At 65.4% G+C, this 17,405-nt stretch carries 16 protein-coding genes; 6 read left to right on the forward strand and 10 right to left on the reverse strand.

Features of this window, described 5'->3' with window-relative positions:
• From VLR48_RS06135 to VLR48_RS06145, 3 genes are all read right to left on the reverse strand, one after another.
• A partial coding sequence (locus VLR48_RS06135) for a M48 family metalloprotease (protein ID WP_325290930.1) occupies positions 1–965 on the reverse strand: 965 nt, incomplete at its 3' end.
• A 315-nt stretch (positions 966–1,280) separates the two neighbouring features.
• Positions 1,281–2,600, reverse strand: coding sequence for a DUF2201 family putative metallopeptidase (locus tag VLR48_RS06140; protein ID WP_325290931.1), 1,320 nt, complete (start codon positions 2,598–2,600; stop codon positions 1,281–1,283).
• On the reverse strand, positions 2,593–3,636 hold the full coding sequence (locus VLR48_RS06145) for an AAA family ATPase (protein ID WP_325290932.1): 1,044 nt from the start codon (positions 3,634–3,636) through the stop codon (positions 2,593–2,595). Before VLR48_RS06145 ends, VLR48_RS06140 begins: the two co-directional genes overlap by 8 nt.
• Before the next feature lie 435 nt (positions 3,637–4,071).
• Here VLR48_RS06145 and VLR48_RS06150 point away from each other — a divergent pair, with 435 nt between their 5' ends.
• Positions 4,072–4,269: an Alvin_2107 family globule sulfur oxidation protein gene (locus VLR48_RS06150; protein WP_093031698.1), complete on the forward strand. Its 198-nt coding sequence runs from the start codon at positions 4,072–4,074 to the stop codon at positions 4,267–4,269.
• Between the two features lie 132 nt (positions 4,270–4,401).
• Here VLR48_RS06150 and VLR48_RS06155 read toward each other — a convergent pair whose 3' ends face one another.
• From VLR48_RS06155 to VLR48_RS06170, 4 genes are all read right to left on the reverse strand, one after another.
• Positions 4,402–4,899: a cytochrome c, class I gene (locus VLR48_RS06155; RefSeq protein ID WP_325290933.1), complete on the reverse strand. Its 498-nt coding sequence runs from the start codon at positions 4,897–4,899 to the stop codon at positions 4,402–4,404.
• Between the two features lie 113 nt (positions 4,900–5,012).
• On the reverse strand, positions 5,013–5,369 hold the full coding sequence (locus VLR48_RS06160) for a hypothetical protein (protein WP_325290934.1): 357 nt from the start codon (positions 5,367–5,369) through the stop codon (positions 5,013–5,015).
• 150 nt (positions 5,370–5,519) lie between these two features.
• Entirely contained in the window at positions 5,520–8,009 is a 2,490-nt protein-coding gene (locus VLR48_RS06165) for an ABC transporter permease (RefSeq protein WP_325290935.1), read from the reverse strand.
• A complete protein-coding gene (locus VLR48_RS06170; RefSeq protein ID WP_325290936.1) occupies positions 8,006–8,695 on the reverse strand; it encodes an ABC transporter ATP-binding protein in 690 nt (229 codons plus the stop codon). Before VLR48_RS06170 ends, VLR48_RS06165 begins: the two co-directional genes overlap by 4 nt.
• On the opposite strand from VLR48_RS06170, the gene VLR48_RS06175 reads away from it, so the two are divergent.
• From VLR48_RS06175 to VLR48_RS06195, 5 genes are all read left to right on the forward strand, one after another.
• The gene (locus VLR48_RS06175; protein WP_325290937.1) at positions 8,694–9,332 is read left to right on the forward strand and encodes an arylesterase; all 639 of its coding nucleotides are present in this window, start codon (positions 8,694–8,696) and stop codon (positions 9,330–9,332) included. The two genes, VLR48_RS06170 and VLR48_RS06175, sit on opposite strands and share 2 nt — an antisense overlap.
• A gap of 313 nt (positions 9,333–9,645) precedes the next feature.
• Positions 9,646–10,773, forward strand: coding sequence for an NAD(P)/FAD-dependent oxidoreductase (locus VLR48_RS06180; protein WP_325290938.1), 1,128 nt, complete (start codon positions 9,646–9,648; stop codon positions 10,771–10,773).
• A 12-nt stretch (positions 10,774–10,785) separates the two neighbouring features.
• The gene (gene rnk / locus VLR48_RS06185; RefSeq protein WP_325290939.1) at positions 10,786–11,199 is read left to right on the forward strand and encodes a nucleoside diphosphate kinase regulator; all 414 of its coding nucleotides are present in this window, start codon (positions 10,786–10,788) and stop codon (positions 11,197–11,199) included.
• Positions 11,200–11,509: 310 nt separating this feature from the next.
• Positions 11,510–12,520: a sodium-dependent bicarbonate transport family permease gene (locus VLR48_RS06190; RefSeq protein ID WP_325290940.1), complete on the forward strand. Its 1,011-nt coding sequence runs from the start codon at positions 11,510–11,512 to the stop codon at positions 12,518–12,520.
• Positions 12,521–12,592: 72 nt separating this feature from the next.
• A complete protein-coding gene (locus tag VLR48_RS06195; protein ID WP_325290941.1) occupies positions 12,593–12,916 on the forward strand; it encodes a P-II family nitrogen regulator in 324 nt (107 codons plus the stop codon).
• Positions 12,917–13,081: 165 nt separating this feature from the next.
• Here VLR48_RS06195 and VLR48_RS06200 read toward each other — a convergent pair whose 3' ends face one another.
• The 3 genes from VLR48_RS06200 to VLR48_RS06210 are packed head-to-tail and all read right to left on the reverse strand — an operon-like array spanning position 13,082 to position 17,261.
• Positions 13,082–16,126 carry a type I restriction endonuclease subunit R gene (locus tag VLR48_RS06200; protein ID WP_325290942.1) on the reverse strand — a complete coding sequence of 1,015 codons (3,045 nt, stop codon included), beginning with the start codon at positions 16,124–16,126 and terminating at the stop codon, positions 13,082–13,084.
• 2 nt (positions 16,127–16,128) lie between these two features.
• Positions 16,129–16,890, reverse strand: a complete 762-nt coding sequence (gene rhuM / locus VLR48_RS06205; RefSeq protein WP_325290943.1) for a RhuM family protein — start codon at positions 16,888–16,890, stop codon at positions 16,129–16,131.
• Positions 16,887–17,261, reverse strand: coding sequence for a hypothetical protein (locus VLR48_RS06210; protein ID WP_325290944.1), 375 nt, complete (start codon positions 17,259–17,261; stop codon positions 16,887–16,889). Before VLR48_RS06210 ends, rhuM begins: the two co-directional genes overlap by 4 nt.
• Positions 17,262–17,405 lie beyond the last annotated feature (144 nt).

A 17,405-nucleotide genomic window follows, 5' to 3' on the forward strand; every position in this document is an offset into this window, starting at 1 on the left:
AATTCGGCCTGGCTCGGATGGGCCGCGATCAGCTTGTCGCTCTCGCGCTTTGCCTCGCTGAACCGTCGCGCGCGCTGCAGCGCGAGGGCATAGCCGTAACGCTCGGCAATCTCTTCGCGAAAACGCCCGCCCTTCAAGGTGTCCTCGAAATGCGCGACGGACTGCTCGGCGCGCCGATAGGAGCGCTCGCGCAGCTTGGCGCGCGTGAGCTGAAACCGCAGGCTATCCGGGCGCTGACGCACGCCGAAGCTCTCGGCACGCCCGAGCGAGTCCGAGATCCGATCGGCAGTCACCGGGTGCGTCCGCAGGAACTCCGGGGCGTTGGACTCGTAGACGCGCGTGGCCTTGGCGAGCCGCTCGAAAAAGCCGGCCATCGCGAAGGGATCGTGACCGGCACCGGCCAGCGTCTGGATCCCGATGCGATCCGCCTCCTTCTCGTTGTCGCGGGTAAAGTTGATCCGGCGCTGGAGCGCGGCGGCCTGCACGCCCGCGATGGCCGCGGCCCCGGCATCCGGCGAGACTTGGGCGCCGAGAACAGCCGCGGCAACGAGCAAGGCCATGGTCGGCAGACTGAGCTTGCTCTGGTCCTCGAACGAGCGCATCAGATGGCGCTGAGTGACATGGGCGATCTCGTGCGCCATGACGGCCGCGAGCTCGCTCTCGGTCTCCGCCGCCAAGACCAGACCGCCGTAGACGCCGATGTAGCCGCCCGGCCCCGCGAAGGCATTGATCACGGGCTCGTCGATCAGGAAAAAGGTAAAGCTGCCCCCGGCGGTCGGATCGGCCTCGACCAAGGCGGTACCCAAGGACTCGATATAGCTGGTGGCGAGCGGATCGTCCATCACGGGAAGGGCCTTACGCACGCTGCGCATGAAGAGCCTGCCGAGCCGCACCTCGGCGGTCCGGGTCATCATGCTGTCCGAGGAGCTGCCCATATCGGGAAGACTGTAGGCATCGGCCGACACCGGCGACGATATCGTCGTGGACACCACCGCCGAGAACGCAAGCACGCCCAGCGCCAACCGCCGACATCGACCGATAAACATCCGGATCATCATGGTTTGGTGAGACGCAATGCGCCCCTCGTAGTTCCTCAAAGCGCGCGCCGCGAGCGACCCTTTACGGTTTCGACGGCCAAACACGTCATCGTGATCCGCGACGCTCGTTGCGGGCAAGCCCTCCGAAGGCAATCGCCCATCTGAACCGCGTCGCACCGAGGCCGTTGATCCCGCCCATCGCCAAAACCATCTCGAAACAGCCCATAGTCCTCCGGACGCGGTTCAGTTGAGCTGAATGCGCTGCCCCCAAGGCACCTTGCCCCGCCCCTTGACCAGCCAGATCACCGGAAACGCCGGCTCGATCGGAGGAAACTCGCCTTCGCCATCGGTAAAGTAGACGAGCAGATCCGGGCGGATGCCCTCGCGATCGATCCACTGAAAGACCGGTCGGAAGCTGGTACCCCCGCCGCCGCCGATCGCCTCGGGCAACCGGAGGTTCTCCCAAGGCTCGAACCGAAAGGGTGCACCTTCACACAAGGCCGCATCGCAGGGCAAGAGGGTCACCCGGGCGCGCACCTGGCCCTTGAGCGCGTCGATCTCGCCGATGAACTCATCCAGCTCCGCCGCCTTGATCGAGCCCGAGGTATCGACGGCGACCACCAGGTCGGTCTGCTGGGCACGCAGACTCGGCCTGATGAAGTCGCCGTCGCGGCGTGACGGGCGCGCGTAGCTGTAATCCTCGCGCGAGACGGCCGTCATGTAGCGGGCCAGCAGCATCCGCCAGGGCAGGCGCGGCTGCAGAAGATGGTCGATCATGCGCGCCATCTCGCGGCCGAGCTTGCCGGCCTGCTGCGCCTGCTGAGCGGCCCCGGCAAGACGCTGCTGCCATTGCACCGAGAGCGTCTCCTGCTCGTCCGGGGTCAGGGGATCGGGTTCGGGCCGGGATTGCCCGGTGCCGCCGTCGGCCCCGTCGGATTGATCGGGTTGCGCCGAGCGGTTCGCCCCCTGCCCTTCTTCGGACTCGCCCTGTTGCGATTGCGGCTGCTCGGGCTGGCGATCGAGATCCTTCTCGCTCATGCCGGACCGGCTGCCGCCCTGCTGGTTCTCGCGATCGTAGGCGTGCTTGTCCAGGGTCTCGGACTCATCGTTGTCGTCGATGAGCGGGTAGATCTCCTCGGCGGTCATGCCCTTGTAGGGCGGCATCACCAAGGCGTTCGGCGGGGGCGTCAGCCCCTCGTCGATCAAGAGCGGATTGATCGCGTAATCGCAGGCGAGATCCCACTTGTGCTTGATGCGATGCTGTCGCCGCGCGAAATGCGACAGCGCACAGTGCAGGGCCTCGTGCGCGAGCATGAATTGCGTCTGGTCGAGGCTCAGGCTCGCGATGTACTCGGGGTTGTAGTAGAAGGCACGCGCATCGGTCGCCGTCGTCGGGCACCACTCGGGGTTCGACGCATGCATGGGCAGGCGCAGCACCAAGGCCCCGAGAAAGGGCTTGTCCAGGATCAAGCGCGTGCGGGCCGCCGCGAGCTTGGTCTCGATCACACGCCGCTCGGCATCGGATACCGCCGCACCGCCCGCACTGCCGACACCGCTACTCATAAAGCATCACGTCGGCAACGACCGCGGCCCAATCGGCGAAGGCAGGCACCTCGAAGAGGCTGTTGCCGACCGCCCGATGCAGATCGGACACCAACATGACACCCATCTCGCGCTGCGGAAAACGACCCGCGTAGGCGAGGATGTTGCCGATCACCCGGTCCTTGTCCGGCTCCGCCTGCGCGCGGATGGCACGGCCGACCAAGGCTGCGGCGACGGCATATTGGAGATCGATCTCGCGCGGCACGGGCACGACCTCGCCCGCGAGGATGGCATCCAGATCGGGCATCTGATCCAGGCTGTCGACGAAGGCGGCGACCTCGATTCCCGCCGCCGGCCCGACACAGCCCTGCAAGGTGCCCTGCAGCAGCTCGGGGATGTCCTCGAACTTCTTCAGACAGCGGTGCGCAAACTCCCAGGATCGCGGCGAGGGGAAGGCGACCGGGTTGTGGGCCGGGTCGAAATCGAACAACAGCTCCGGACGGAAACGCAGAAAGCCGATGACACGCTCGTCGATGCCCTGCGCGTAGGCCCAGGCGACCCAGTCGTCCAGATGGGTCTCGACCTCGAAGTGCGAGAAGCGATTGGCCAGCGGCGCGGGCATGCTGTAGGTCACGCCGCGATCGCCTTGGCGATTGCCGGCCGCGAAGATCGCCCACCGGTCGGGGACGCGATACTCGCCGAGTCGGCGATCCAGGATCAGCTGATAGGCCGCCGCGGACACCGCCGGAGGCGCCGAGGTGATCTCGTCGAGAAAGAGGATCCCGGCCGGCGCATGGCGCTCGGCATCCGGCAGGATGGCGGGAATCGCCCACTCCACCCGGTCCCCTGCGCGGAACGGGATCCCGCGCAGATCGCTCGGCTCCATCTGCGAGAGGCGGATATCGATCATGGGCACCCGATGGCGCTCGGCGATCTGCGCGACCATTTGCGACTTTCCGACGCCCGGAGGGCCCCAGAGCATGACAGGGGTATGGTGACCTTCCGCGGTACTGGAAAACTCGCGGTCGAGGACACGGAGCAACTGGGCTGGACGCATAGCGGGTCGTCTTCCTCTTGGGTCTGGCTCTTGGGTCTGGTGCGAAGGTACCTCATCCGCGAGGCCCGGGGCGATGGCCGCCCGAGAGTGGCCGGATATGGGCGCGATATCAGGTCGTCATCGCAACTGGGTTGGCATGAGAGTGGGTTTTGGCGCTCGGCTTCACAAGTCGACACCTCGCCGGGGTACAATCCGTGCCCGACCGGGTGCGTGATCGCCTTGTCACACATAAGAAAAACGCTGTATTCTTATAGCCCTTCTCGCCCCCTCATGACCCTGCGAGTCGTGCGGGCAAGGCTCCTTACGAGACTCGAGAGAGGACCCGAGGATCCGGGTCGACGCACCCGAATCCACGTCGCCAATAAGATCAAGATTTCCGAAGGCAGGCGTTCCCAAGCCGACCCTTCGTCAACGATAAGAGCCCGGAGAGCGGACATGAACCAGTTCTATTACGACGCCGTAACCAAAATGGAACAACTCGGTGTCGACGACGAGTACATCCAAGGCTGGCAGTGCGGTTTCCTCCAGAATCCGAAGCGCGAAGAGCAGCGCCTCACCGAGGCCTACGAGGCCGGCTACGGCGACGGCGAAGAGAAGAACACCGACAATTTCGGGGACTGGGTCAAGGCCTGACCCCGATTCGGGCGAACGAAAAAGGCGGGGAGACCCGCCTTTTTTGTGCTTGCTCGGCGATGATCGAAAGCGTGCTGATCTTCTCGGGGGGCGAGCGCTCGCGGCGGCGGGCATTCAACTGTTGCGCGTGACCTACCTCTGACTCGCGTAGAACTGACCCAGGGCGTACAGATCGGCATCCGAGAGTCCGACCAACGCCTCGCGCATCTTGCTCGGCTGCGGGATCGACTCGGGTAGATCCCGATAGGTCAGGAGCTGAAACACCAGGTAATCGGGCCATTGGCCAGCGATCCGAGGAATGTCTCGGTCCTGGAATCGCCCCCGTTCTTCGTGACACTCCGCACAAGCGTCCTCATGCAGACGCTCGCCCTGCGCGAGAACGGCGGTGTCCAGGGGGAGCGCGGCGCTTTGCCAAGCCTGCTCGGCGTAGTGGCTGGCCAACTGGCGGATCTGCCGGTCGGTGTAGCCCGTCATGATGCGATCCATGATGGTGGAAGCCCGCTCGCCGCTGCGGAATTCCTGCAGGACGCGAATCAGGAATTGGCGGTCGAAGCCGGCGAAGCTCGGAGAGGCCGGTCCCGCGCTGACCCCGTTCAGGCCGTGGCAGCCGTTGCAGTTCCCGGCCAACATCTGCCGTTCGGGGGATGCGGCCGGTACCGCGTCCGCACCGAAACAGCAGAGCACGAATGTCGATGCAAGGCGGCAAACCCGCAATCGGGGTCTCGAACACCTTGCGCGGGGGGTCACTTCTGGAGAGCCAGCCAGGTCGCAATCTTCTGGAGCTCGGGCGGGCTCGGCGGCGCGTCGCAGGACTGACTGTAGGCAACGGCCGAATGCATCAGTTTCGCCTCCTCCGTCTCGCCCTCGCCACGCAGGATTTTCTGGGCCTTATTCAGGATCTCGTCGGCCTCCAGACCGCCGATTTTGGGGACCAGCTTACTGCTGGGATCCCTCCCCGCAGTACCGTGGCAGTTCACACAGCCGTGGTAGATGAACAACTGCTCGCCCTCCATATCGGGGCGATCCGTCGACCAAGCCAAGGGCGAAAGCGGGATCAGGGTTACGGCAAACGCCACCGGCAACACGATGTTCTGGGACATGGATGCGGCTCCTCTCTGTTGATCCTCTCGTTCGATTCGCACTACGGGAATGGCCTGAGCCATACCATACTAAAAGCGTAGACGAAAGCGAAAAGAAACCAACACCGCCCGTCGGGAATCGTGCACACCTCGAGCACCGCCCGCCGAGACTCAGCCCGCCTGCCGCAGCGTCTGCAACGGCGGGCGAATCAACAACGGATAGGTCGCCAAGGTCCCGGCGATTCCGATCAGTGCCCCGGAGCCGAAGACGCCGATCAGCCAGAGCATCGGATTGAAGCTGAAGGTGAGGCCGAAGAGCTGCTCGGCCAGCAACCAGCCGGTCAGCTCGGCGAAGACGGAGGCGAGCGCGCCCGCGAGGATGCCGGCCGCGGTGAACTCCATGGCGAGACTGGTCAGCAGCGCTCGGCGTCCGGTGCCCAGGGTGCGCAGGATGCCGTGCTCGAGTCGGCGCTCTTCCAGGCTGGCTTGGATGCCGGCGTACATGACCAGGATCCCGGCCGCGAGCGTGAAGAGAAAGACATATTCCACCGCCATCACGCCGCGGTCGACCACCTGCCGAACCTGCGTCAGCAAGGCGTCGACGTCGAGCAAAGTCACGCTCGGGAAGCGCTTGACCAACTCCGGCATCAAGGTCTCCCGATCCTCGGGCAGATAGAAGCTGGTGATGTAGGTCGCGGGCTCGGACCCGAGGAGCGCGGGAGAGGAGATCACGAAGAAGTTGACGTTGAAGCTGTCCCACTGGACCTCGCGCAGGCTCGTGACAGGCGCACTCACCTCGCGCCCGGAGACCAGGAAGGCGATCTCGTCGCCCAAGGCGATACCGAGCGTCTCGGCGATGCCCTCCTCGACCGAAAACTCGGGAGGCGCATCCGCGCCCGACCACCAAGCGCCGGCGACGATGCGGTTGTCCGATTGCAGCTCCGCGCCCTGGCTCAGGTTGAACTCGCGCGAGGCGAGCTGCTCGGCCCGCGGATTCTCGTACTCGGACGGGACGATCTCGCGGTCGTTGATCCGCACCAGCCGGCCGCGGATCATCGGGTAGATGGCCGACTCGCCCAGCCCCCCCTCGCGCAGGAACTGGCCAAGCGGCTCGACATCCTGCGGCTGGATGTTGATCAGGAAGTGATTCGGCGCACCTTCGGGCAAGGTCTCCTGCCAGGCCGCGAGGAGATCGACGCGCACCACGGCCAGCAGCAGCAAGGCGAGGATGCCGAGCCCCATGCCGGAGATCTGCAGGACGGCTGCGGAGGGTCGCCGCGCCAGGGCCGCAAGCCCGAGTCGCCAGACCCCGCGCGCACGCCCGGCGAGCCCGCCGGCAAGACGCACCAGCACGAGCACCGTGATGACCAAGCTCGCCACCACGCCGAGCACGCCGGCCATCAGCTTCCAGGCCAATTGGAAATCATCCGCCTGCCAGACGATCAGAAGGGCCAGGGCCGATGCGGCACCGACCACCGTCAGGATCGCCGAGCCACGCGGAGCACCCAGATCGCGACGCAGCGCACGCAACGGCGAGACCTGCGCCAGTTGAAACAGGGGCGGCAGCGCGAAGCCCAAGAGCGCGACCAGACCCGTCGCCACGCCGACGACGACAGGCGCTAGCGAGGGCGTCGGCAGGTCCGTCGCGAACCACTCGGAGAGCAGGCCCATCAGCCCGAGCTGTCCCAGCCAACCGAGCAGACAGCCCACCAGACTGGCGATCAGACCGAAGAGCACCAGGCGCATTATGAAGACCCGCATCAGCAGGTGATTGGGGGCACCCAGACAGCGCATCACGGCGACGGCATCGGTCTGGCGCTCGACGAAGCGACGGCTGGCCAGCGCGATGGCGGCCCCGGCGACCAGCAAGGTGACGAGTGTCGCCAGATGCAGGAAACGCGAGGCACGATCGACCGCGGATTCGAATTCGGGTCGGGCGGTGCTGCCGTCGATCAGATCGATATTGACCGGCAGACCCGCCTCGATGGCCCTTTTGAAGCGCTCGACGGCCGCAGCCTCGCCGGCGACCAGAAGGCGATGCTCGGCCCGGCTCGCCTCGGTGATCAGTCCGGTCGCCGCGAGATCCGACTGGCTCAGCATGACCCGCGGGGCCAGCGCAAAGAGCGCACCGCCGCGGTCAGGCTCGTTGCTCAGGATGGCGCCCATGCGCAGACGCGACTCGCCGAGACCGACCTCGTCGCCGAGCGCCGCACCGAGTAACGGCAGGAGACGCGACTCCACCCAGACCTCGCCGGGCGGCGGTCCCGTCTCGACCTCGCGATCCGGCGCGTCGAAGGCATCGCGGACGCTCAATTGCCCGCGCAAGGGATAAGCGGTGTCGACGGCCTTCACCTGAACGAGCTGCGGCCCGCCCTCGCCGACCACGACACTGCGAAACTCGACGATCCCGGCGGTGGTCAGACCCAAGCGTTCCGCCTGCTCCCGGTAGTCGGCCGGCAGCTGGGTGGCCGACTCCAGGGCGAGATCCGCCGCGATCAGCTCCCCGCCCTGACGGGCCATGGCGCTTTCGACACGATCGCTAAAGAAGCCCACCGCCGTGATGGCGGCAACGGTCAGGATCAGGGCCGAGGCGAGCAGATAGAGCTCGCCGCTGCGCCAGTCCTGACCCAGCAGTCGCAGGGTGATCCGCCAGGTCTTCACGAGCCTTGCTCCAGGTGGCCGGCGGTCATGTGCAGACGCCGATCGCAGCGCTCGGCCAGACGCGCGTCATGGGTGACCAGCACCAGTGCCGCTCCGGCGTCGCTGCGCAGATCCAGAAGGAGATCGATGATGTGCTCACCGGTGACCTGGTCCAGGTTCCCGGTCGGCTCGTCGGCGAACAGCACCTCGGGACGCGGGGCGTAGGCCCGAGCGATGGCGACACGCTGCTGCTCCCCGCCCGAGAGCTGGCGCGGGTAGTGTCGGGCACGCGGGGTCAGACCGACCCGATCCAGGGCCTCGTCGGCGCGGCGCGCGGCGTCGCGCGTCCCGGTCAGCTCGAGCGGAAGCAGCACGTTCTCGCGCGCGGTCAGGGTCGGCAGGAGCTGGAAGTTCTGGAAGACGAAGCCGACTCGCCCGCTGCGCAGCGCCGCGCGTCCGTCCTCGTCGAGATCGTCGACGCGCTGGCCGCACAGCCACACCTCGCCCGAGGTAGCACTGTCGAGACCGGCCAAGAGCCCCAATAATGTGGACTTGCCCGAGCCGGATGCACCGAGGATGGCCACCGCCTCGCCGGCCTGGATCTCCAGGTCGAGGCGCTCCAAGATGGTCAAGCCGCCGGCCGGCCCCGTAACATGCTTTCCCACTGCGACCGCTTTCGACACGGCCCGAGGTCTTTGTCCCGACATGATCCGTCTACTCCTGCTGACCTGTATGTTGTTGCCCGTCCTGACGCTCGGAAAAACCACGACCGACGCGCCGGTCATCCCACCGGTCATCTTGGTCCTCGGCGACAGCCTGAGTGCGAGCTATGGTTTGGATCGCGAGAGCGGCTGGGTGTCGCTCCTCGAGGAGCGTCTGCGCGAGCGTGGAATGGCCTACCGCGTCGTGAATGCGAGTGTCTCGGGCGATACGACAGCCGGCGGCCTGACGCGGCTCGGTGCGCTGCTCGACGACCACGCACCCGCCATCGTTCTCATCGAGCTCGGTGCAAACGACGGCTTGCGCGGGCTGGGATTCGAGGTCATCCGCAACAATCTAAAGACGCTGGTGGAGCGCAGCCGCGCCGCCGGCAGTCAAGTCGTCGTGGCCGGCTTGCGTCTTCCGCCCAATTACGGTGCGGCTTACACCGACGGCTTTCAAGCGATGTTCCGGGAGGTCGCCGAGACCGAATCCATCCCCTTGGTGCCGGATCTGCTCGCCGGGGTCGCCGAGAACTGGGATCTGATGCAGGCCGACGGACTGCACCCGACCGCCGAGGCGCAGCCCCTTATCCTCAACAACATCTGGCCGGTCTTGGAGCCGTTGCTGGAGGCGAGCCGTTAGGTGATTTGCGGGCATAAGCACCCCTACTGCGCATGCCCGAGAGCTGTAGGTGCGAATTTATTCGCACACACGTCGGTTTAGGCCGCTAGGCGCTCGGCGATATAACCGCCCGGGCTGTGCGAATAAATTCGCACCTACGAGCCGCAAACGTCGGGTTACGGCGCGCATCGACCTCGGCGGACAACATTCAAAATCGTGCCGGCGCGCCTAACCCGACCTACGCGTCCGTGTCCACTCGTCCCGGTCTCGCTCCCGGATCGGGGTACAATCTCACGCATCGCAATGTCCCACCCAAGGGTTACCGGAGTCATCCATGCATCGCATCACCATCGTCGGTTCCGGATTCGCCGGCCTCACGGCCGTCCAAAGCATCCGACGGAGCGCACCCGACGCCGAGATCACGCTCGTCAGCGCGAAGCCGGAATTCATCTACTATCCCGGCCTGATCTGGGTGCCCTGCGGCATCCGCAGCGGCGAGGATCTGCGCATCGACCTGCGCCCCTTCTTCAAACGCATGCGGGTGCGCCATCTCGCCGGTGAGGCGACCGGACTGAGTGCGGACGGGCGCACGCTCGAGACCACCGCCGGACCGGTCGAGAACGACGGGCTCGTCATCGGCAGCGGCGGGCGCTTCATCAAGAAACTCCCCGGCATCGAGCACGCCATCACACCCTGCGAGGGCATCGCCGCCGCCGAGGCGATCCGCGATCGCGTCAAGGCGATGGACGGCGGCAGCATCGCGATGGGATTCGCCGGCAACCCCAACGAGCCAAGCTCCATGCGCGGCGGCCCCATCTTCGAGTTTATCTTCGGGATGGACAGCCAACTGCGAAAGGAAGGGCGTCGGGACCGTTTCCGCCTGCACTTCTTCACCCCGGCGGAACGTCCCGGCAACCGGCTCGGCCCGAAGGCGGTCGACGGCATCCTCGCCGAGATGAAGCGCCGCGGCATCGAGACCCATCTGGGCCACAAGCTCAAGTCGTTCACGGAGACGAAGGTGACGACCGAAGGCGGAGAATTCGACGCCGACCTCATCCTTTTCATGCCCGGCATGACCGGCAACAGCTGGTTCGACAACACGGCCCTGCCGCGCTCGCCGGGAGGACTGCTGCAGGCCGATGCACACTGCCGGGTCGCGGGCTACGAGCGGGTCTATGTCGCAGGCGATTCGGGCAGCTTTCCGGGTCCGGACTGGATGCCGAAGCAGGCCCACATGGCGGACCTGCAGGCCCGTGCAGCCGTCAAGAACCTGCTCGGAGAGCTGCAGGGCCGCGCGCCGAGCGAGACCTTCAAGGTCGAGCTGGTCTGCATCGTCGACGCCAACGATACGGGCATGCTGGTCGCGCGCACCGAAAAGAACAACTGGGTACTGCCTTCGACACGGCTCTTTCATTGGATGAAGCTGGGCTTCGAATGGTGGTATCTGCGCCCCTACCGTTAGTCAGGACACGACATGAGCACGCGACCCAACATCATTCTTTCGACCACGGATGCCGAGCGGCTGGAGCGGCTCATGGACTCCGTCGACACGGCCGACTTTCCCGGCAAAGCAGACCTGGAGGCCGAGCTCTCTCGGGCGATCGTGGTGGATGCGAAGGATATCCCGCCGAAGGTCGTCACCATGCGATCGACCGTGAAGTTCCGCATCGAGTCGTCCGCGGAGGAGCGCTGCTTGACGCTCGTCTACCCGAGCGATGTCGATGACAGCGGCCGGACCATCTCGATCCTCGCCCCCGTCGGCAGCGCCCTGCTGGGCCTGTCCGAGGGCGACGAGATCGACTGGCCGAAACCGGGCGGAGGCATCTTGAGGGTCCGCATCGAAGAGGTGACCTACCAACCCGAGCGCTCGGGCGAGTATCATCGCTGAGTTCTCGAAGGGCAGCCTAACCACAAGGAGCGTCAAGGTCTTCACGTCCGAGGTCTACCGCGCGGCTCGCCCGACGTACGAGCCGCGCGGCCACCAAACCGACTTGTTCTTACCTTCGGGTCCGACATCCGAGCTTAGACCGATCAGCATGAGAGACCCGGCCGAGCGCCCTGCTCCAGACCGGCGCAGACCCATCGCCTTTCGTTGATCGTTGACATCACAACCATCGATTACCATCAAAGCCTCCGCGGCGCTAAGCTGCGCTTGAGCTCCCATCATCCAAGCCCCCGTCCGGGACCCTGGAGGCACGATGTCCGCGTTTTCCAATCTATTGATACCGGCCGTGCTCTTCTTCGCACTGGGCTTCATCGCGCGCCTGATCAAGTCGGATCTGCGCTTCCCTCCCGATCTGGCGAAGATCCTGTCCATCTACCTGCTGGTCTCGATCGGCCTGCATGGCGGCGTGGAGTTGGCGAATGCGGACCTCGGCGAGGCCCTGGCCGCGGTGGTCTGGGCACTGCTGCTCGGACTCCTGCTGCCGATCATCGGCTTCGCGCTGTTGCTCGCGACGCGACGAGTCGGTCCGCTCGATGCCGCCGCGATCGCCGCGCATTACGGCTCGGTCAGCGCCGGCACCTTCCTCACCGCGATCGCCTTCCTGGGTAGCCAGGGGATCGAGTACGAGCGCTATCCGTTGATCATGCTCGCGATCATGGAGTCTCCGGCCATTGTTGTCGGTCTTCTGCTGGCGGCCTGGAGTCGCGGGCGCGCCGCCAAGACGGATCCGAGCCGCACCGCCGCTCGCACCGAGCCGGGAAAAACCCATCTGGGCGAGATCCTGCGCGAGGCCTTCACGAACGGCAGCGTGGTGCTCCTGATCGGGTCGATGCTGATCGGGGCCATCGCCAACCCGAAGGCGATGGAGTCGCTGCACCCCTTCACCACCGATATCTTTATGGGCATGCTCTGCCTCTTCCTACTGGAGATGGGGCTCGAGGCGGGGCGGCGCTTCGGCGACTTCCGGCGCGTCGGCTTGGCCCTCGGCGCCTTCGGACTGGTGATGCCGCTGATCGGCGGTGTCATCGGTGTGCTGGTCGGACACCTGATGCTCGGTTTCGGCGTCGGCGGCACGACGCTGGTCGGGGTTCTCGGTGCAAGCGCCTCCTATATCGCGGTTCCGCCCGCGATGCGCCTGGCGGTACCGGAGGCCAATCCGTCGTTTTATCTGACCTTGTCGCTCGGCGTGACCTTCCCGTTCAATGTCGTCTTCGGTATCCCGATCTATCATCAACTGTCCCTGCTGCTGGCCGGCGGGGCCTGATCGGCGCACGGGGCACGGCAACCTGCGTGTCCCGCCAGACTGTTTTATCGAAAGCCGCAGGAGCCTACGCAGATGCACCGCCTTGTCCCTGAAAAACTTGTCACCGTCGTCACCACGGACGTGCTCGAGCATCGTCTGGCCGCGGCGGTGCGCCGCCGCGGCGCAAGCGGCTATACCCTGCTGCGCGCTCGCGGCGCCGGCTCCGACGGGTTGCAGTCGGGAAACCTGGAGGTCGACACGAACCTGCTTTTGAAGGTCATTCTGCCGCCGGATCGCATGTCCGACCTGCTTGATGACCTGGACGCACTGATCGGCCAGGGCTATCACCTGACCGTGTTCGTGTCCGATGTCGCGGTACTCGACCACGAGAAGTTCGAGCGGCCGCTGGAGACCTGAGAGCTCGTCACCTTGGTCGGCGGCAACATCGTCGACGTCCTCTTTATCCCGAGTCTGTCGGCGCCGGTCGTACCACTCGCCATCGCCAGTGAGCTGATCTGGGTTGATGTGCCAACGATGATCGGCGCATCGATCCCGGCGCCCTTACTTGCCTTGGACAGGCACTCAGACTTCGGCGCCCTCGTAGGTCAGGCCGAACACGGTATCGGTCAGCCAACGGCGGAAGGACGGGTTATCCGCGAACTGCTTGAACAGCTCCGTGTCGTCTTGGAGTAAGGCCGTCATCACGCGACACAGCGCCTTGTCGTGCTCGATGCGGGCATTCTGCTTGTCCGAGCTCTTCTTGGCGTTCCGGTACGCCCCGTCGGCCGCCACACGGCTCGGGATGTCTTCGGTGAGGAGCTTGTGGACGCGATCGGCGTCGGTCCAGGGGATATTGCCGAACTGGTCGTTGAAGGTCTTGAGGATGTTCGAGAGCCGGTCCAAACTCGGCTCGGACTTGCGGCCGCCCCCCGCGGTCGGCACCGGCTCGACCTCCGCGTCCGCATCGGGGAGCTGAATCGTCACTGCCGCCTGCTTCTCGACCCGGTAGCTGTCCATATCGATCGCTTCGAGGATGCCCTTGGCGAGGTCCTCCTCCACGGGGGCGGGCAGCTTGGGCACGAGAAAGGTGAGGAAGATCGAGAGCTTCTCCCAGTCGGCGTTGGTGTAGGGCAGGATCGCGGCGAGGAATCCGTAGGTCCGCAGGAACGCCTTGGCCTTGCCTTTGAAGTCGACCTGGCCGTCCTCGTCGAGCTGGCCTTTGTAGACGGCCACGCAGGCGTCGAGGATCGGATCGAGCGCATCCCGCTCGGCACCGCCCAGGTAGCGCTGCACGAGGTCCTCGATCTGCGCAGCCATGTACACCTGGTAGCCGTCGAGCGCGGCCTTCAGGTCGTGGAGCTTGTCCGGGTCGGTCTCCTCGGCCAGGATCGTGGTGCGGTAGTAGTCGCTGAACGCCTGCTGGATGGCGTCCGAGTCGTTCATGAAGTCGAGCACGAAGACGTCATGCTTCTGCGGGTGCGCGCGGTTGAGGCGTGAGAGGGTCTGCACCGCCTTGATGCCGGAGAGCGGCTTGTCCACGTACATCGTGTGCAGCAAGGGCTCGTCGTAGCCGGTCTGAAACTTGTCGGCGCACACGAGGAAGCGATAGGGGTCCTCCTGGATCTTGTCGGCGATCTGCCCGGACGGAAAGCCGTTGAGGGATGCCTCGGTCACCTTGGCCCCGCCCCAGTCGGTATGCGAGAAGTCGTGCTCGCCCGAGAAGGCGACGATGCCCCGGTATGGACTCTTGCGCTCGGCCAGGTAATCGCGGATGGCGTGGTGGTATTGGATGGCCCGCTCGACGCCGCCGGTGACTACCATGGCCCGCGCCTGCCCGCCGATCTTCTTGAGCGCCAGGACCTGCTCGTGGAAGTGGTCGACCATGATCTCGGCCTTGAGGCGGATGGCGTGGTCGTGGCCCTCGACATAACGGCGGAGTTTCTTGTTTGCCTTCTTCGTGTCGAGCTCGGGGTCGCCTTCCACCTTCTTGATGAGCTTGTAGTAGCTCTCGACCGGCGTGTAGTGCCGCAGCACGTCGAGGATGAAGCCCTCCTGGATCGCCTGTTTCATGGTGTAGCTGTGGAAGGCCCGGTGCTTGACCGTACCGTCCGGCTGCGGCTCGGGCTCGCCGAAGATCTCCAGCGTCTTGTTTTTCGGCGTGGCCGTAAAGGCGAAGTAGCTGGCGGTGGGCAGCAGCTTCTTGCCCTCCATCAGGCGGTTGATCGTGTCCTCGGGGGTCTCGTCGTCCTCCTCGGCCTCTTTCGCCGAGAGGGCTGTCGAGAGGGCGGCGGAGGTCTTTCCGCCCTGGCTGGAATGCGCCTCGTCGATGACGATGGCGAAGCGCCGCGTGTGGTTCCCGGTGCCCCCGTAGGTCCCGATCTCGTCCCCGATCTCATCGAGGATGAACGGGAACTTCTGCACCGTGGAGATGATGATCTTCTTGCCGCTCTCGATGAACCGGCGCAGGTCGCCGGAGTGCTGGGCGTGGCCCACGGTCGCGCCGACCTGGGCGAACTGCTTGATGGTGTCCTTGATCTGCTGATCGAGGATGCGTCGGTCGGTGACGACGATGATGGAGTCGAAGACCGGCAGGCCGTCCTGCTCCAGCCCGATCAGCTGGTGAGCCAGCCAGGCGATGGAGTTCGACTTGCCGCTGCCGGCCGAGTGCTGGATCAGGTAGCGCCGGCCGGCGCCGTTCTGCGCCGCGTCCGCCAGCAGTTTGCGCACCACGTCGAGCTGGTGGTATCGCGGCCAGATCTGAGCCGTCTTCTTGCGGCCGGTCTTCTCGTCCTTGATCTCGACCACCTGGGCATAATTCTCCAGGATGTCGGTCAGCCCTGCCGGGGTGAGGACACGCATCCACAGATAGTCGGTCTTCAGGCCATTCGGGTTCGGTGGGTTGCCGGCCCCATCGTTCCAGCCCAGGTTGAAGGGCAGGAACCAGGATGCCTTGCCCTTGAGCTGGGTGCAGAAGCGCACCTCGTGATCGTCCACGGCGAAATGCACGACGCAGCGGCCGAGCTCGAAGAGCCTCTCGCGCGGGTCGCGGTCGATCTTGTACTGCTGGACGGCATCCTCGACGGTCTGCTTGGTCAAGCTGTTCTTCAGCTCGAAGCTGGCCACCGGCAGGCCGTTGATGAAGAGGCACAGGTCCAGAGCGAGTTGGGTCTCGTCGCGGCTGTAGCGGAGCTGGCGCGTCACGCTGAAGCGGTTGGCTTTGTTCCGCTCGGCGGCCCTCGCATTCCCGGGTGACGGCGTGCCGTAGAAGAGGTCGATATGATGCGGCCCGTGCTTGATCCCGTGGCGCAGCACGTCGATGGTGCCGCGCCGTGTGATCTCGCCTTGCAGGCGGGCCAGGAACTTGCGCCGCGTCGGACCGTCCTCGTGCAGGTCGAGTGCCGCGGCGACCTCGGGCTGCGTCTCGTGGAGGAAGGCCGCAAGCTGGGCCAGATCGACGCAGTATTCCCGGTCGTAGTCCGCCGCCCTGCCGCACATCCAGCCCACCCCGTAATCGGCGTGGGGCTCGTCCAGCGGACCCGGCGTCAGGGCGCCGGGCTCGCACGGGGAGCCGGTCATGGCCGCACAGATCAGCCGTTCAAGGCCGCGCTCGGTCGTGTCGGTGGTCATGGTCAATCCCCGCCGACCAGCAGATGCGCCGCCTTCTCCTCCAGGCCCGGATACAGCTCCTCGCCGCCGAAGGTCTGCCTGATCGCCCCCAGCGCACTCGCGAGCCCCTGGTCCTTCTCCACGCCGAACAGGGCCGATTCGCCGAACCGCCGGCGCAGCCCCTCGACGATCCGCAGCGCCTCCTCCTCGTGCAGCACGTAGGGCGCCGCGGTGCGCCGTCCCGGCGTCGACACCCGTTGATGGTCGTAATCGTCGAGCAGACTCAGGGCGCGGTTGTAGTCGCCGACGATCGCCAGCAGGGCCTGAGCCTCGTCGGCAGCCAGGTCGCGCCGTTGCGCGGTGTCGGCGATCAGCCGCACGGCCTGGCCGAGGTCGCGCAGACGGGCCTGATTCACCGAATAGCCCTGAACCAGATGATCGCGCAGCACCCGCGTGGCCCAGATGCGGAACTGAGTCCCGCGGGGCGACTTGACCCGGTAGCCGACCGAGATGATCACGTCCAGACTGTAGAATCCGACCGGCTTGTCGGAGCCGGCAATGTGCAAAATTTGCACATTGCCATCCTGTTCCAGCTCCCCCTCGCGAAAGACATTCTGCACGTGCTTGGTCACGACCGACCGTTCGCGGCCAAACAGCTCCGCCATCTGCGCCTGCGTCAACCAAACCGTGTCCCCATGCAGCCGCACCTCGACCCGGACCGCCCCGTCCGGGGTCTCGTACAGCACCAGGCCGCCGCGCGACGCTTCGTCGGGTGTATTACTCACGCCAGCGTCTCCTCCGGCAGGGTGTCGAGGTTGTCTTCCGCGACATCTTCCCTCTCGGGATCGGCCTCGTTGAGTGGCTTCGACTCCTCGGATTCGTCCGGCAAGAGCAAAGCCGCCTCGCGCACGTCGAGCTTGCCGGTGACCACGTCAGCGATCAGACGGGTGCGGTATTCGAGAACACGTTCAATCTCGCAGGTGATTAACGCCCGCGCTTGGTCAATATCCGCAACCTTTTCGTCGATGTAAGCCGCGATCAGTGTTTGCTCGTCGAAAGAAGGGAACGGGAACTTGTGCGCGCGCAGCATTTCGCCGGTGAGATGTGGAATGCTGTTGTCGTGCGAGCTCGCGCCGAACGCATCTTGAAAGTGCACGACATATACTCGGCGAATGCGAGATTTTCGGCATTTTCACTCGCCGATAATCGCGAAGTTCTCGGTCAACAACGAGCGCATCTGATCACGATACAGATGCGAATTGTCGAAGAAGCCTTCGCAAGCGCTCCGAAAATCGCCGAA

The sequence above is a fragment of the Thiocapsa sp. genome (genome assembly GCF_035467215.1).
GTDB lineage: Bacteria > Pseudomonadota > Gammaproteobacteria > Chromatiales > Chromatiaceae > Thiocapsa.